The organism is Corynebacterium uberis, assembly GCF_020616335.1.
Classification (GTDB): domain Bacteria; phylum Actinomycetota; class Actinomycetes; order Mycobacteriales; family Mycobacteriaceae; genus Corynebacterium; species Corynebacterium uberis.
The window spans coordinates 1,730,996-1,747,046 of sequence record NZ_CP085051.1; the positions used below are offsets into that span (position 1 = coordinate 1,730,996).

The following is a 16,051-nucleotide window of genomic DNA, read 5'->3' on the forward strand; positions in this document are numbered from 1 at the left end:
GAAGGGGTGATGGCGCTAGAAGTCCAGGATCGAGCGCAACTCCCAGCCGGTGATCTGGCGCTGATAGTCCTGCCACTCCCGCCACTTGCTGCGCAAGAAGAACTCGTAGACATGCTCGCCGAGGATTTCTGCCATCAACTCGGAGTCTTCGAATTTGCGCAATGCCTGGTCCAGGCTGGTGGGCAGGTCAACATAGCCCATCGCCCGGCGCTCGCGGCGCGACAGCTGTGAGATGTTGTCCTCTGCGGGATCGGCCAGCTCATAGCCCTCTCTGATCCCCTTGAGGCCGGCGCCCAGAAGCACCGCGTAGGCCAGGTAGGGGTTACACCCGGAATCGACGCTGCGGACCTCAACCCTGCGGGAATCCGCCTTGGTCAACCGGTAGGTGGGCACGCGCACCATCGCCGAGCGGTTGGACACACCCCACGTGGCTGCGGTGGGGGCCTCATCGCCGAACAGGATGCGCTTATACGAGTTGGCCCACTGGTTGGTCACCGCGCTGATTTCCGGGGCGTGATGCAAGATTCCGGCGATGAACTGCTTGGCGGTGCGCGACAGCGAGTACTCATCGTCCGGGTCGTGGAACGCGTTGGTGTCCCCCTCAAACAGGGACATGTGGGTGTGCATGGCGGACCCTGCCCACGCCTCGAAGGGTTTGGGCATGAAGGTGGCAAAGACGCCATTGCGTAGCGCCACCTGCTTCATCAGGTACCTGAAGGTCATGATGTTGTCTGCCATGGTCATGGCCTCGGCGTGGCGTAGATCGATTTCCTGCTGGCCGGGGGCGGTTTCATGGTGGGAGAACTCGGTGGCAATGCCCATGGCTTCCAGGGCGATCATCGCTTGGCGGCGGAACTTAGGCGCGGTGTTGTGGGTGGCCTGGTCGAAGTAGCCGCCGTTGTCCGTGGCCTTGGGGCGCGGGTCCTCGCCTTCGCCGGCGGCGTTGGTAAACAGGTAAAACTCAATTTCCGGGGAGACCATGCAGGTGAATCCGTCATCGGCTGCGGCCTGAACCTGGCGGCGCAGCACCTGCCGGGGGTCCGCCCAGGACGGCTGCCCATCGGGCATGGCGATGTCGCAGAACATTCGTGCCGCCGGCACCGCGCCGTCCTCCTCGTCGAAGGGCAAAACCTGGAAAGTGGACGGGTCGGGCAGCGCGATGGTGTCTGCCTCCGAGATGCGCGAGAAGCCCTCAATGGCTGAGCCGTCAAAGCCCACCCCCTCCTCGAAGGCGCTTTCCAGCTCCGACGGTGACATCATCACGGACTTGAGGTAGCCGAGGATATCGGTAAACCACAGTCGAATAAACGGGATCTCACGTTCCTCGACGGTGCGCAAGACGAATTCCTGTTGGCTGTTCATGGCTTCCCACTCTAGCCATCCAGCCCTCACCCCCACCCGCCATGAGGGGCACTTTTGTTCGATACAAAACAGTTCTCACGCAGCTAATCCGCGTAACATTTCGAACACTTGGGGGTGGCGGTTGGGGCGCGCTTGCTGTGCTGGACTCAGTTCCTCAGACCACGGCCCCCGGCATCCCCGGCGCGCCACACCACCACGAAAGGCCCGTTCGCCCCTCATGCACTACTCCTCCTGGCAATCCCCCACCCCTCCGCCACCTGTCGACCCCGCCTGCGCCTCCTGGCTCGACCTGCTCGCACGCCTGATCATCGTCGCGGCCTATCGCGGATGGGCACCGTCCGATCTGCTCCACCTGCTGGGCCCAAGCGCCGACGCGACACTGCGGTGGGCAAGCGCCACGCACGTCCTGCGCGCCGAGGTCACCCTGCCCACGCAGCACCACTGGCACGACTTCCTGTACACCTCGCCTGCGCCATCGCGCCGCTTAGGCGCGGCCACCATGCAGCGCTGGTGCCGCAAGCTCAGCTCCTGCACCACGCTTGCCGACGCCGCCGCCCCCACACCGCACGCACCGATCACCGCCCGCGCCTCCCGCGAACACCAACGCATCGCAGCCCTGCTAGCGAAGGCGCAGTCCACGACCTTTTCCCCGGAGGCCCAGGCCTTGACCCGCAAGGCCCAGCAATTGCGCGAAAAGCTACGCCAACAGCCTGCTGGCGACGCCACGTGTGCCAGCACGTCTGCGGTGGTGGTCCGGCGGGTGTATGTGAAGGCCCCGTGGGTGCGGCATCAATTCGCGTTGCTCGATAGCATCGCCCGCCACAACTGTTGCGCGGTGGTTCTCCTGCACCGCAGCGGCATCATCAGCGCTTTTGGCCACCCGGAGGACCTAGACTTCACCCTCACGCTTTTCCGGGTACTCAACGGCTACCGTGACACCCTCATGCGCGCTGCGCCGCGCACCACCTCCACGTCCGCGGCTACGACCGCCTTCCGGCGCGCCTTCAACCTCGGATTCTGCGCTCGCATCAGCGCGGAGCTCGACGAGGTGATCAGCCACCTGCGATCCCCAGGCCTGGACCCACACGCCTCCTGGCACCACCACGGTGCTGCCGTCGCGCTGGACAGAAACCGGGCTACGGCAGCGGCGGTGGCCGCGTACTTCCCGGATCTGACGCGTGTCAGCGTGCGCTCGCGCGCCACAACTGACCTGTTTGGCTTCTTCCACGGCACGCAAGCCGCCGCGGAGTATCACGAAAGCGTCATAGGAAAAAAGGCAGGTCAAGTAGCCCGCGCCGAGTCCATCGCGGCGGTAGAGTAGGCGGCACATCTGGCGCAGAAACGTGCACAATGACCGCAGCCTACCGCCGCGGGGACGGGATAGCCATGCGCCATGGACACCGGATATCCCATTTGAGGAGGATCACAGAAAACCACTATGGGCGCTCACCGATTTATTGAGGTCGAATCCACATACGCCGTCAATCCCGCCGTGCCCGTCCCGGACCTGAGCTTGGTCATGGGCGTACACACGGTCTCCCAGCCGCGCACGCTCCGGCTATCCGCCGTGTACTTCGACACAGAGGACTACCGCTTGACGCGCTCCCACATCACGCTGCGCCGCCGCACTGGAGGCACCGATGATGGATGGCACCTCAAACTACCCGGCAGCGGCGCAGGCCGCATGGAAATCGGCGCACCGCTGAGCGAAGAAGTAGCCGAAGACATCGCCCCTGAGCAGCTGCGCGAGCAGGTGCGGGCGATCACCCGCGATCGTCCCCTGCGCCCTATCGCCCAGGTGGACAACACCCGCGATGAGTCCGAACTCCGCGCAGAGGACGGCAGCCTCATCGCCCACTTCTGCGATGACCACGTCACCGCCTGGCCCTTACATCCAACGACGAAACACTCCGCGCACCGCGTCGGATCACGCCAGTGGCGGGAGTGGGAGATTGAGTTAGGATCCGCCGTGGCCGGAACCGCGCTGGGAAACCAGGTCCTCGAATCCGCTGATGACGTGGTCATCGCGGCTGGGGCAACTGACTCCGCCTCCCCCTCCAAACTGCTCATCGCCGTCGAGGAGGAGTTGGACGACGCCCCCACGCCACCGCAGCCCCTGGTGTTCCGGAAATACGATGAGCGCGACGAGGCCTTCGCCGGGCTGCTGACCACGCTGATCGCGGCGCGCGACCGGATCATCGCGCATGATTCCGGGGCCCGCCGGCATGACCCACACGCCCTGACGGCCATGCTCACCGCAACCCGAGACCTGACCCGGGTCATCGACATGTTTGCTGAGCTTTTCGCCCTGGAGCGCTGGGACGAACACCTGGAATCCGCGCGCGCCCTGTCCGCGGAGTTTGCCCAACTGGCACGGGTGCTTGAATACACGGCAAGCAGCCACGCTATCGCCGAGCGCACCACCGAGTTGGTCGCCGAGATTGCCCCCTCCCTGCATACCGATCCGGGCATTGACCGACTGCGCGCGGAAACCGAGTCTCGGCTGCAGCGCGCCCACTCTCGGCTCCACAAGGCCCTCAACTCGCCCCGATACTTCACCGCGCTGAACAACCTGGACGAGTTCCTGGCCGACCCGCCCATCCCCGGGCGCCTGGAACGCCGAAAAGCGACCGCGATCATCGTCCGCGCCGTCAAGCGCTCCTACATGGAGGTGAAAAACCAGCGCGGCAGCATCGATGCGTTCGTTGCGCCCGAGGCCACCGAACGCGACCACCGCCAGGTGCTAGTCGCCCTGCTGCGCTCCGTAGACACGCTGCGCACGGTAGCCGCCGTGGCCGTGGACTTCACCCCCTATGACGCGGCCCGGCTGGCCAAAGAGGCCGAGAAGATGGTTGCCGCGCTCTCCCAGGCACACACGGCGCTTGCCGTGTGCGACCTCATGCGCAACCGTGCCCGCAGCGCCCGCCGCCGCGGCGAAGACACCTTCGTCTACGGGGTGCTTTACCAGGCAGAACGCCACCACGCTCGGCACCTGCTCCACGTCATCACCCACCGCGCCAAGGCGGTGAGGGCCCGGTACAAGAAGTTCAAGGCCTCCATTACCGCTTAGCGCAGGTAGACCTGCGCCTGGGCCGTGGACTAGGACTCCCAGGCCTCATCTTGGTCATCAAATTCCTTGTTGCGCTGGGCGGCCGTCTCTAACGCGGCGGCTGCCTCTTCGCGCGTGTTGTAGGGGCCCATCCGGTCCTCAAAGCCGGTCGCCGGGCCCTGCGTTACCTCGCCGGTGGAAGGCTGGAAATACCACTTGTCATCGCTGCTGGTCATGCTAGGCGCTGTCCTTTCTCCACGTCCTCATCTTTGGTCCACCACCGCGCCGCCACACACGGGCGCACCCGAGGTTGCGGCACCGGCAGTGCGGCCCAGCCTACCGCCGCTAGTTAAAGTGGATGTGCCAAGGAATACACTCCGTGCCCGCACCCAGCCAGATTAAGGATTCTCCCTCATGCGTTTCGCTGAGCCTGCATCATCTCCTGCACACGACCGCGTGCGCACCAGGCACCAGCAGCTCACCGGCCTGTCCCCCACGCATGTTGCCGTCGGGCCCGCACCCACCACCTTGGCTGGGCACTGCACCGACGTCTACGGCGGGATGACCATCACGGCGCTGACTGAACCCGGTGTGGCGGTCGCCGCGAGCGCCCGCACGGACGGTGTGATCAGTGTGCGAGAGTTTCAGTCTGACGGCACGGAAGTGACGCACGGCACCACCGAGCTGAGCCACCTTGATTCCATTCATGCTCCCGTGGGCAGCGCCGGCGCCCCTTTTGAGTCGGCGCATCGGAGGTCCCCTCATCCGCTGGATAGCCTGCCTCATCACGCCGCCCGGGCCACCCATCTTGGCGGCCTGATCTGGAGCATGATTCACCGCCAGATGCTCAGCAGGGACACCCAGGGCATGGACATCACCGTGGAAATGGATGTCTTGCCCACCTCCGGCGCCGGCTATGTGGAGGCTATCGACGCCGCGCTGAGCGTGGCGCTGCATTGCGACGCCGCCGGCGACGGGCTAAGCGACGCCCCCATCCGCGCGCGCCTGGCCGACATCTGCTGGCAGTCAGCCCGGCATTTCGGGACCAGCCCGGTGAGTCGATCCCGCATCGTCGCGGCCCTGCGCGGCAGCGCCGAAGGCTTGACCGTCATCGACTTTGCCGACGGCGCCGTCACCAGCGCCCCCACGCTGATCGGCGGGCCCCTCGAACTCCTGGAGCTCGCCAGCACGCCGACCGCCGCGGCCGGGGCGTGCGCAGACACCGTATCCACCGCGCTGCTGCGCGCCCAACACGAGTTTGCTGAGCAGGCCGCCCAGGCCTTTGGGGTAGAAACTGTGCGCCTCTTGCCCGACGCCCACCATCGGGTGGTTGATTGGTTGGAAGCGGTGTGCGAGTCCCGCGGCCCGGACGGCATCCCCTCCCCCTCCCACGCCCACGCATGGATGTCCTATTGGGAGGCACAGACGCGGCTGAGCGCCCAGGCGGCATCCGCCTTGCGTTCCTTGGATCACACGCGGGCGCTGCCCATGATTACCAGTGCGTCCCGGGCGTGCGCACAGCTGTATGGGGCGCGCGATGAAGGGTTAACACGTGCCTGCCGCGACGCGGGGGCGGTGGCCGCATGGTTGACGTGCCGGCCCGCAGAAGGCACCGTCTTGGCCTTGGTCCCTGGCGGGCAGGTCGATGATTATGTGCGTCAGCTCGACCGCGAGAATCCCGGAATGTTTGCCCAGGTTCGCCGGCTGCACCCCGCGGGTCCGGCGCGGTGTGTGCAGCATTCCTCCCACTAGGGGCCCACTAGGGGCGGCGGGAAACACAAGGGGCGAACGAGCCAGCCTATAAGCCGGATTCTGTCCGGCCCGTCTCCGGGCCGGGGTGACCATCCATCTGGGTCGACCATCACTGGCCGCCTCACGCAGCTACCTGTCGGCGTGAAAAAGGGCGAGCAGCCCTTGCTTCGCCAACTCCCGGCCCCACGTGTCCGCCGCACGCGGCGACGGTTCACGGGGGCCTCGTTGCCTTGCTCCCGGTGGGGTTTACCTGGCCGGGCCAGTCACCTGACCCGCCGGTGCGCTCTTACCGCACCCTTTCACCCTTACCCCCAGGACCGGGCCGAAGCCCGCTGCCTGGAGGCGGTTTACTTTCTGTTGCACGTGCCCGCGGGTTGCCCCGGGTTGCCGTTAGCAATCACCGTGCTCTGTGGAGTCCGGACTTTCCTCGACGCCGCGCCTGGCCGCCCCGAAATGGGGGCGCCGGTTCGCGTGCCGCGGTCACCCGGCCGACTCGTTCGCGGTTGTTCACAGTACCCCGGCGGTGTCGGGGAGGCGTAATCAGCGCAGCGGTGGCACGAGGTTGACCGTGCGCACCAGGCCGCCTCCGGGGCCGGCGAACTGGACCCGGCTGATGGAGCCGAGGTCTAAAAAGAGGTGGTGGAAGCAGCCGGCGTCGCCGGCGAGCCCCTGGCGGATGAAGGACTTGATGGGGTTAACGTGGCTGACAAGGACCACCGTTTTCCCCGCGTATTCGCGCATGAGGTCGCGGCGCAGCCCGGTGACCCTGCGGTGTAGTGCGCTTAAGGATTCTCCCCCGGGCGGCGCCACGGTGCTGGAGGATCCGGACACCCAGGTGGTGTGCGTGGCCGGGTCGGCGGCGCGGGCCTCGGCGGGGGTGAGCCCATCCCAGGTGCCAAAGTCCAGCTCGATGAGCCGTTGTTCGGTGCGAACGGGCAGGCCGGTGGCGTGGCTGACGGCGTCGGCGGTGCTGCGCGCGCGGCGCAGCGGTGAGGAAATCAGGGCGTCGATAGTGTCGGTGCGGGCGATCAGCTCGGCGGCGGCGCGCGCTTGGTCGCGGCCGAGCTCCGTCAGCTCGGGGTCGGACTGCCCGCTGTAGCGGCCCTGTTCGGAGTAGCTGGTCTGTCCGTGGCGCAGCAGGATGAAGGTGCTGGTGGGATCCTCGGTGGTCATCCAGCGGGCGGGGTCATTGTTGTCCTTGGCCGGACTGTCCGGACTGTCCGAGCTAGCCGAACTAGCCGTGCTCTCCGAACTAGTCGAGGCCGGCGGGGTTGATTCTTCTAACTCGACCGGCCCGCGCGGGTGGCCGCTTCGGGCGGCATCCATGGCAATGTTGGCCAGTTCATCGGCGGCGGCGTTGCGGGCACGCGGCACCCAGGAGAAGGTCACGGAGCTAAAGCCGCGGACAAGTTCGGCTGCCTGGGCGGCGAGCTTCTTCATGTCCGGGTGCTTGACCTTCCAGCGCCCGGACATTTGCTCCACCACAAGTTTGGAATCCATGTTGACGGCCACCTCAGTAGCACCCAGCTCGCGGGCGGCTTCGAGCCCGTTGATCAGCCCTTGGTATTCGGCAACGTTGTTGGTGGCGCTGCGGGAGACCACGTAGGCGATCCGGCGCAGCACGGTGCCGGTGTCTGCGTCATAGACCAGGGTCCCGGAGCCGGCGATGCCGGGGTTTCCGCGGGAGCCGCCGTCTGCTTCGATGCGTACGCGCCGTGACTGTGCCATGCTCTTAGGCCGCCTTTCGCACCAGGTAGGATCCGCAGTTCGGGCAGGTGGGCAGCTCGTCGGCCGGGGCGTTGGCGATGCGCGAGCGGTCGGCGACCGGCAGGATCATGTAGCACCCGGAGCAGGAGCGCCCGTTGAACAGCGCTGCGCCGACGCCGTTTTCCTCCCGCACGGCCTCAAACTCTTCTACGACCGCGGCGGGCAGCGCTGCGGTCAGGGTGGCGCGCCGGGTGTCGGGGTCGGTAGCTTCGCCGGCTGAGGCGGCGGCGTCGCGGGCGCGGGTGGCGGCGGCGATGCGCCGGTCGAGCTCGTCGAGGCGGGCGCCGTGCGACTCCGCGTTGGTGCGCAGCGCGTGGATCTCATTGTGGGCCTCCATCAGCTCACCCATGAGGTCGGCGATGCGGGAGCGCGCCGAGTAGCGGTCATGCTCAAGGTCGCGGCGACGGCTGGGATCCGTCTCTGCGCTCAAGGAGGCCTCATCATCGCGTTGCCGGGCCCGTAGTTTGCGCTCGTCTTCCTGGATGCGCAGAATCTCGGTCTCCATGTCGTCGACCGCCATGCGTGCGCTGGCCGCGGCGGTGGCGAGGCGGCTGCGCTCGGCACGCAGCTCGTCGAGGTGGGTTTGTTCCGGGGTGGGCTGGTCAGCGCCCTCGCGGTAGGTGGCCGCCAGTTCGAGGAGCAGGTGCTGGTTGTTAGAGGCAAGTTTCATGGGTGGTGTGGCCTTTCTACGCGTGATCCTGGGCGTGATCCTGGGCGTGGGCGGATAGCGTCCACGGGTCGGTGCGAATATCAATGATGTGGCAGTCCAGGCCGCTGGCCTCAGTGATGATGCCGGCGGCCTGCGTGGTCCAGGGAAACTCGCTCGCCCAGTGAGCGGTATCAATGACAGCTGGCCCCCCGGCGCGCAGGTACTCGTCGACGGGGTGGTGGCGCAGGTCAGAGGTGACATACGCGTCTACCCCGAGGCCGCGCACGGTATCAAGGAGGCTATCGCCGGACCCGGAGCACACGGCAACGGTAGAGATGCGGCGGTCTGGATCGCCGGCGGCGCGCACCCCCCACACGGTCTGGGGCAGGGCGTCGGCGACGCGCTGGGTGAACTCGCGCAGGGTCAGTTCACGGTCCAGGGTGCCCACCCGCCCCAGCCCGCACGCAGACTCCGGGGCGGCGCCATCGGCCATCGGGCAGATATCAAAGGCCGGTTCCTCGTAGGGGTGGGCGGCGCGCAGCGCGGCGACGAGCTCCTGGCGTATCGACGCCCCCGCGACGAACTCCACGCGCACCTCCGCACCGTTGTGTACCGTGCCCACCGTGCCTTCGGTGGGCTCAGCGCCGGCAAGCGGGCGGAACTGCCCGGTTCCGGTGACCCGCCAGCTGCAGTGATCGTACGCGCCGACGGTGCCGGCACCGGCGTCGAAAAGCGCCTGCTGCACCTGGTCTACATGGCTGGAAGGAACATAGACCCCCCACTTATCCAAAGCCTGCGGCTCCGCCGGGACGATGGGCGCGCCAGGGGTAATCCCAAGCAGCTCAGCGAGGTGATCGTTGACCCCAGGGCGAGCGCAGTCGGCGTTGGTATGGGCCGCCATGAGCGCCACCCCGCCCCGAATCAACGTGTGCAGCACCCGCCCCTTCGGGTCATCGGCCGCGACCGTGGACGTTCCCTTCAACAACAGCGGGTGGTGCACCAGCAAAAACTGCGCGCCACAATCCACCGCTGCCTGCGCGACCTGCTCAGTGCAGTCAAGCGCCAGGGCAACCTTGGTCACCGGTGCTGCCGGATCGCCGCAGATCAAGCCCACCTTGTCCCACGATTCCGCCAAGTGCGGCGGGTAGGCCTCCTCGACGATGCGGCGCACATCGGCGACGGTGATCGGGGCTGAAGCGGGACTCATAAGGCAGCGGGTCTCCTCGGTAGAACGTGTAGCGGCATACGGCCAGGACCTCCCAGTGTAGTTTCGCCCCCAGCACACCCCGGCGCGCCCCGCCGCGGCCACCAGCCATGCAGCCGCGCGACACCCCGGCAGGCACAATAGGCACAGACATACCATCGTTGCCAGCGCCGCACACCCCGGAAGGAGCCTCCCCCATGGGCCACACCAGCCCCTCGCCCGCCTCCCCTGCTTCGCCTGCCTCGGCCGCCTCGCCCGATGATCGCCTCCACCTGACCGTCGTGTGCACAGGCAACATCTGCCGCTCCCCCATGGGAGAAGCCCTCCTCAACACCGCAATCACCGCCGCAGGCCTCGACGCCGAAGTCCGCGTCACCTCCTGCGGGATGGGCGGATGGCACGTCGGCCAACACGCAGACCACCGGGCCCGCGCCGAACTGACCCGCCACGGCATCGATGCCTCCGCACTGCGCGCCAGCCAATTCGGGCCCGACGACGCCGCCGCCGACCTCCTCCTAGCCATGGACCACGGCCACCAACGCCAACTACGCCACGCCGGCGTCGACCCGGAGCGCATCGCCCTCTTTCGCAGCTTCGACCCACACGCCCCCGCACACGCAGAAGTCGCAGACCCCTACTACGACGGCCCAGAAGAATTCGCCCGCACCTACCAACAACTCCACGACGCCATCCCCGGCATCCTCGACTGGATCCAGGCACAGCTAGCCGGCCGCCGCCGCTGAGTAGGGTAGAAAAGGTGAATACGACCACCCAGCCCCACGCCCGCCCCGCCCGCGGTGTGCGCATGGCACGCACCTTCATCAAACCTGGGTGGGTCATCGCCGTCATAGCCATCCTCGGGTTTTCCTACCTCGCCTTCACCCTCCTCGCCCCCTGGCAACTAGGCAAAGACCACGACATCACGCAACGCAACGAGCGTATCGACGCCGCCGCACGCACCGCCCCCGTCCCCGTCACCGACATCTTTGACACCCACGGGGCCATCACCCCCGAAAACGAATGGCGCCAAGTCCGCCTCACCGGCCACTACCTCCCCGAAGCCGAAAGCGTCCTCCGCATGCGCCCCGTCGACGGAGGACCAGCCATCCAAGCCCTCACCCCCTTCACCACAACCACCGGCACCACCTACCTAATCAACCGCGGCTACGTATCCACCCGCGGCGCCGAAGTCCCCGACTTTGCCGCCCCACCCAGCGGCCAAGTCACCATCGAAGGCGTCGCCCGCCAAAACGAGGCAACCCCCGACCGCGAACCCTTCACCGAAAACGGCCGACTCCAGGTCTACGGCATCAACACCGACTACATCGGACAAGCCGCCCACGTCACCCTCGCCCACGACTTCATCCAGCTCACCGACTCCCAACCCGGCGTACTCAAGGCCATGCCGATCCCCAAACTCGACCGCGGATCCCACCTGTCCTACGGCCTCCAATGGATCGCCTTCGGCATCATGGCCCCCCTCGGCCTGGGCTACTTTATCTGGGCCGAAATGCGCGAACGCCGCCGCGTAGACGCGGAAACCGCCGAGCTCGACGCCACCGAGGCGGCTAGCACGGGGGCTGATGCAGCTGATGCTGGGGCGGCTGGGGCGGCAGGGGCGGCCGGGGCGGCTCCGAAGAAAAACAAGGCCGCGCTGCGCCAAATGCTTTGGGACGACCAAGACCTCTCCCAACCACCCACGAGCATCCTGCCCAACCGCACACGCACCCACGAACACTCCCGACGCCTAGCCGACCGCTACGGCGGATCCCGGCGCAACGACTACGCCAAGTTCGCCCGGCGAGACGAAGAACGCTTCTAGCGCCACGCCCCCGGTCCCCTCTGAGCGCTCCGCCTTTCGCAGGGCGCCGCCGCGCCCTCCTCTTGTAGCTCTGCGCCGCGCCCTCCTCCTTGTGCCGTGCCCCGCCACGGCCCTACTTGCAGCCCTGCCTCGCGCCCCCACTTGCAGCCCTGCCCCGCGCACCCACTTGCAACGTGTGACTGGTGGGATTAACAGAGTGCACAAATCACCCCCGAAACAGCGGTTTTTTACCCCCAAAAACGCACCGTGTAAACCACACCAGTCACACAGTGCAAAAGAGGTCCGGCGCAAAAGGGATCCGGGACAAAAGGGGTCCGGGGCAAAAGGGGCGGGAAGACCGAAGCACCAAGGGGGCCCAGAACACCATCAAGGCATAACGAAAGGGCGGCTTCCCAATAGGAAAACCGCCCTTGTTCTCGCGCTACAGATGGTGCGCCCTGACGGGCTCGAACCGCCGACCTGCTGGGTGTAAACCAGCTGCTCTTCCAGCTGAGCTAAAGGCGCATAGCAAACTAGACTCCCCGGTCATGCGGGGCACCCGAGCTAGCCGGGTCATGGTATCACGAACGCGGAAGCCTACCTAGTCGGAGGCCTACTTGCGGGTATGACCGCGCTGCACGAGGCAGGAGCCCTGCCAATTGCCCAAGCGTTCTGCCTTGGTTTGCACCAGGCCGGCCAGTTGCGCGGACTCAGCGATGATTCCGGGCTCGACGGTGCCTACCTGCCCGGTGCCGGGAGTGAGCAACCAGATGCTGCCGTCGTCGGAGAGGGGACGGACGGCGTCGACAAGCCCATCGACGAGGTCCCCGTCCTCGTCGCGCCACCACAGCAGGACAACGTCGCAGACCTCATCGGTGTCCTCATCGAGCAGCTCCTCCCCCAGGAAGTCCTCGATTGCTTCGGATATTGCCGAGTCGCAGTCGTCGTCCCAGCCTAATTCCTGCACAATGTCGTCGTGCTTGATGCACAGTCGCTGAACAAAATCCTGGGCGCTGCCGTCTTTGGCACCCGGAGCTTCGACCACTGTGATGTTCCTCCAAGTCTCATGTCACTAGGTTGTCCCAGCGTTGCTTCTACTAACCCCACGTTTCAGACCTATGCCCGATCCGTAAGATTGCCTGAAGCTTACAGAACCCTCGACAACTTTGCGGCTTAGTTACGCTGAGTGACCGTTTTTTAGCAGAATACAGCCCCCGACGCACAGGCGGTAGGTCACACACCGAAAAGCCCCCTGCACAACCTCTCACACCCAACCTGAGACAACGCTGGCACCACCGTGGCGGGGAGCGGACAACAACGCAGCCGCGCGACAATACAGTGGGCTCATCGCGCTGTTCGCCCGCCACGCGCACCAGCGCAGCCGTTTGCGCGATCCGCGGTGCGACGCCGACTCAAATCGCCGCCGACAACTATGCTCGAAGCCACGGCCACGAGGCCCGACCCCTGGCGGGCATCGCCACGGGCGGGACCCAACGAACCCCGGGGCCAACCGCACCTGCAAGGAAGCGTGCTGCGTCGCAGCACCTTCGAATCACCGCGGGGAGCACGCGGCCCTGCCCGTCCACCAGGACACCAACACCAAGAGGAGACAATCTGACTATGGCCCAAGGCAAACTCGGCGGAAGCCCGTCCGACGACACCAACTTCGCCATCATCCGCGACGGCGTCGCCTCCTACCTCAATGATGCGGACCCCGAGGAGACCCGCGAGTGGATGGACTCCCTCGACGGGCTCCTCGCCGATTCCAGCCCAGAGCGCGCCCGGTACCTTATGCTGCGCCTCCTCGAACGCGCCTCGGCCAAGCGGGTCCCCCTGCCGCCGATGCTGTCCACCGACTTTGTCAACACCATCCCCACCTCCGCGGAACCCGAGTTCCCCGGCGACGAAGAAGTGGAAAAGCGCTACCGCCGCTGGATCCGGTGGAACGCGGCCATCATGGTCCACCGCGCCCAACGCCCCGGAATTGGAGTCGGCGGGCACATTTCTACCTACGCCGGCGCAGCCCCGCTCTATGAAGTCGGCTTCAACCACTTCTTCAAGGGCAAGGATCACCCCGGTGGGGGCGACCAGATCTTCTTCCAGGGCCACGCCTCCCCCGGCATGTATGCCCGCGCCTTCCTCGAAGGCCGCCTCACCGAGGACGACCTCGACGGGTTCCGCCAAGAAGTCTCCCGCCCCCAAGGCGGGCTGCCGTCCTACCCGCACCCGCACGGCATGCCCGAGTTCTGGGAGTTTCCCACTGTCTCCATGGGCTTGGGCCCCATGGATGCCATCTACCAGGCTCGTTTCAACCGCTACCTGCATAATCGCGGCATCAAGGACACCTCCCAGCAGCACGTGTGGGCGTTCCTTGGCGACGGCGAAATGGACGAGCCGGAGTCCCGCGGCCTGCTGCAACTGGCGGCCCTGAACAACCTGGACAACTTGACCTTTGTGGTCAACTGCAACCTGCAACGCCTGGACGGGCCGGTGCGCGGCAACACCCAGATCATCCAGGAACTGGAGTCCTTCTTCCGCGGCGCCGGTTGGTCCGTGATCAAGGTCGTCTGGGGCCGCGAATGGGACGACCTGCTGGAAAAGGACAAAGACGGCGCGCTGGTCGAGCTGATGAACTCCACCCCAGACGGGGATTATCAGACTTTCAAGGCTAACGACGGCGCCTACGTGCGCGAGCACTTCTTCGGCCGCGACCCGCGCACCCTCAAGCTCGTTGAAGACATGACCGATGAGGAAATCTGGGCCCTGCGCCGAGGTGGCCACGACTACCGCAAGATCTACGCCGCCTACCAGCGCGCGCTGGCCACCAAGGACCGCCCCACCGTCATCCTCGCCCACACCATCAAGGGCTACGGGCTGGGCCACAACTTTGAGGGCCGTAACGCCACCCACCAGATGAAGAAGCTCACGCTGGAAGACCTCAAGCTCTTCCGCGACAAGCAGGGCATTCCCATCAGCGACGAGGCCTTAGAAAAGGACCCCTACCTGCCGCCCTACTTCCACCCCGGCGAAGACTCCCCCGAGATCGCCTACATGCTCGAGCGCCGCCGCGAGCTCGGCGGATTCCTGCCCGAACGCCGCACCACCTACGACCCGATCCACGTGCCGGATCTGGACAAGCTGCGCTCCATCCGAAAGGGCTCCGGCAAGCAGCAGGTAGCCACCACCATGGCCGTGGTGCGCACCTTTAAAGAGCTCATGCGCGACGCCGATATTAAGGACCGCCTGGTGCCCATCATCCCCGATGAGGCCCGCACCTTTGGCATGGACTCCTGGTTCCCCACCCTGAAGATCTACAACTCGCACGGCCAAAACTACGTGCCGGTGGACCATGACCTCATGCTGTCCTACCGCGAGGCCACCGACGGCCAGATCCTCCACGAGGGCATCAATGAGGCCGGCTCCGTCGCCTCCTTCATCGCCGCCGGAACCTCCTATGCCACCCAGGGCGTGGCCATGATCCCGCTGTACATCTTCTACTCGATGTTCGGCTTCCAGCGCACCGGCGACTCCATCTGGGCCGCCGGCGACCAGATGGCCCGCGGCTTCCTGCTCGGCGCCACCGCCGGGCGCACCACGCTGACCGGCGAAGGTCTCCAGCACATGGATGGCCACTCCCAGGTGCTGGCATCCACCAACCCCGCGGTGGTCTCCTACGACCCGGCGTTTGCCTTCGAACTGGCCCACATCATTCGCGAGGGCATCGACCGCATGTACGGGCCCGAGCGCGGCGAGAACGTCATGTACTACCTGACGATCTACAACGAGCCCGTCCACCAGCCCGCCGAGCCAGAAAACCTGGACGTCGAGGGCCTGCACAAGGGCATCTACCTCTACGACGAGGGCAGCGAGGGCACCCACGAGGCGTCCATCCTGGCCTCCGGAATCGGCATGCAGGCTGCGCTGAAGGCCCAAGAGATCCTGGCCGAGCAATTCGACGTGCGGGCCGCCATCTTCTCCGTCACCTCCTGGGTGGAACTGGCGCGCGAAGGCGCGGCGCTGGCCAAGCAGGAGCTGCGCAACCCCAGCGATTCGCCGCAGGAAGCGTTTGCCACCACGCAGCTGAAGAAGGCCTCCGGGCCCTACGTGGCGGTCTCTGACTTTGCTACGGACCTGCAAGAGCAGATCCGCCAGTACGTGCCGGGGCGCTACACCGTCCTGGGTGCAGATGGCTTCGGCTTCTCCGATACGCGCCCGGCCGCACGCCGGTACTTCAACATCGACGCCGAATCCGTGGTGGTTGCCGTGCTCACGGGCCTGGCCCGCGACGGCAAGATCGACATCGAGGTTGCCCAGCGTGCCGCGAAGGACTTCAAGCTGGATGACCCCACCGCCGTCTAGGAGGACGGGACGCTAGCACCCTGCGGCGTCCCCCGCCCCACCCCACCCGCTCCGCTGCCGATAGCGGTACCAGCGGTAGTTCCTGCCACCCCCACCCCGGGCTATGCG

12 protein-coding genes, 1 tRNA gene and 1 other RNA gene are annotated in these 16,051 nt (G+C 66.3%); 6 read left to right on the plus strand and 8 right to left on the minus strand.

Annotated features, from left to right (window positions below; translation table 11 throughout):
- Nucleotides 1-15: 15 nt before the first annotated feature.
- Nucleotides 16-1,362 carry a glutamine synthetase family protein gene (locus LH390_RS07925; protein WP_227281823.1) on the minus strand — a complete coding sequence of 449 codons (1,347 nt, stop codon included), beginning with the start codon at nt 1,360-1,362 and terminating at the stop codon, nt 16-18.
- 217 nt (nt 1,363-1,579) lie between these two features.
- On the opposite strand from LH390_RS07925, the gene LH390_RS07930 reads away from it, so the two are divergent.
- Together LH390_RS07930 and LH390_RS07935 are read left to right on the plus strand one after the other, a co-directional pair.
- Nucleotides 1,580-2,683: a DUF2786 domain-containing protein gene (locus tag LH390_RS07930; protein WP_227281822.1), complete on the plus strand. Its 1,104-nt coding sequence runs from the start codon at nt 1,580-1,582 to the stop codon at nt 2,681-2,683.
- A 117-nt stretch (nt 2,684-2,800) separates the two neighbouring features.
- Nucleotides 2,801-4,432, plus strand: a complete 1,632-nt coding sequence (locus tag LH390_RS07935) for a CYTH and CHAD domain-containing protein (protein WP_227337364.1) — start codon at nt 2,801-2,803, stop codon at nt 4,430-4,432.
- Nucleotides 4,433-4,461: 29 nt separating this feature from the next.
- Here the strand turns inward: LH390_RS07935 and LH390_RS07940 are convergent, their stop codons facing one another.
- Nucleotides 4,462-4,647 carry a hypothetical protein gene (locus LH390_RS07940; protein ID WP_227281820.1) on the minus strand — a complete coding sequence of 62 codons (186 nt, stop codon included), beginning with the start codon at nt 4,645-4,647 and terminating at the stop codon, nt 4,462-4,464.
- A 178-nt stretch (nt 4,648-4,825) separates the two neighbouring features.
- Here LH390_RS07940 and LH390_RS07945 point away from each other — a divergent pair, with 178 nt between their 5' ends.
- Nucleotides 4,826-6,163: a hypothetical protein gene (locus tag LH390_RS07945; protein ID WP_227281819.1), complete on the plus strand. Its 1,338-nt coding sequence runs from the start codon at nt 4,826-4,828 to the stop codon at nt 6,161-6,163.
- A gap of 33 nt (nt 6,164-6,196) precedes the next feature.
- Here the strand turns inward: LH390_RS07945 and rnpB are convergent.
- The 4 genes from rnpB to LH390_RS07965 form a co-directional block, all read right to left on the minus strand.
- Nucleotides 6,197-6,659, minus strand: an RNA gene (gene rnpB / locus LH390_RS07950) — RNase P RNA component class A.
- Nucleotides 6,660-6,703: 44 nt separating this feature from the next.
- Nucleotides 6,704-7,891: a bifunctional RNase H/acid phosphatase gene (locus LH390_RS07955; protein ID WP_227281818.1), complete on the minus strand. Its 1,188-nt coding sequence runs from the start codon at nt 7,889-7,891 to the stop codon at nt 6,704-6,706.
- A gap of 4 nt (nt 7,892-7,895) precedes the next feature.
- A complete protein-coding gene (locus LH390_RS07960) occupies nt 7,896-8,600 on the minus strand; it encodes a zinc ribbon domain-containing protein (protein WP_227281817.1) in 705 nt (234 codons plus the stop codon).
- 16 nt (nt 8,601-8,616) lie between these two features.
- Complete coding sequence (locus LH390_RS07965) at nt 8,617-9,786, minus strand: Nif3-like dinuclear metal center hexameric protein (protein ID WP_227281816.1); 1,170 nt, start codon at nt 9,784-9,786, stop codon at nt 8,617-8,619.
- 194 nt (nt 9,787-9,980) lie between these two features.
- Here LH390_RS07965 and LH390_RS07970 point away from each other — a divergent pair, with 194 nt between their 5' ends.
- Entirely contained in the window at nt 9,981-10,526 is a 546-nt protein-coding gene (locus LH390_RS07970) for a low molecular weight protein-tyrosine-phosphatase (protein WP_227281815.1), read from the plus strand.
- Nucleotides 10,527-10,540: 14 nt separating this feature from the next.
- Nucleotides 10,541-11,605 (plus strand): SURF1 family cytochrome oxidase biogenesis protein, encoded by a 1,065-nt coding sequence (locus tag LH390_RS07975; protein ID WP_227281814.1) that lies wholly within the window; start codon nt 10,541-10,543, stop codon nt 11,603-11,605.
- A gap of 428 nt (nt 11,606-12,033) precedes the next feature.
- On the opposite strand, the gene LH390_RS07980 is transcribed toward LH390_RS07975, so the two are convergent.
- A tRNA-Val gene (locus tag LH390_RS07980) sits at nt 12,034-12,109 on the minus strand.
- 88 nt (nt 12,110-12,197) lie between these two features.
- On the minus strand, nt 12,198-12,629 hold the full coding sequence (locus LH390_RS07985; RefSeq protein WP_227281813.1) for a DUF3052 domain-containing protein: 432 nt from the start codon (nt 12,627-12,629) through the stop codon (nt 12,198-12,200).
- A 575-nt stretch (nt 12,630-13,204) separates the two neighbouring features.
- On the opposite strand from LH390_RS07985, the gene aceE reads away from it, so the two are divergent.
- Nucleotides 13,205-15,943: a pyruvate dehydrogenase (acetyl-transferring), homodimeric type gene (gene aceE / locus LH390_RS07990; protein ID WP_227281812.1), complete on the plus strand. Its 2,739-nt coding sequence runs from the start codon at nt 13,205-13,207 to the stop codon at nt 15,941-15,943.
- Nucleotides 15,944-16,051: the final 108 nt, after the last annotated feature.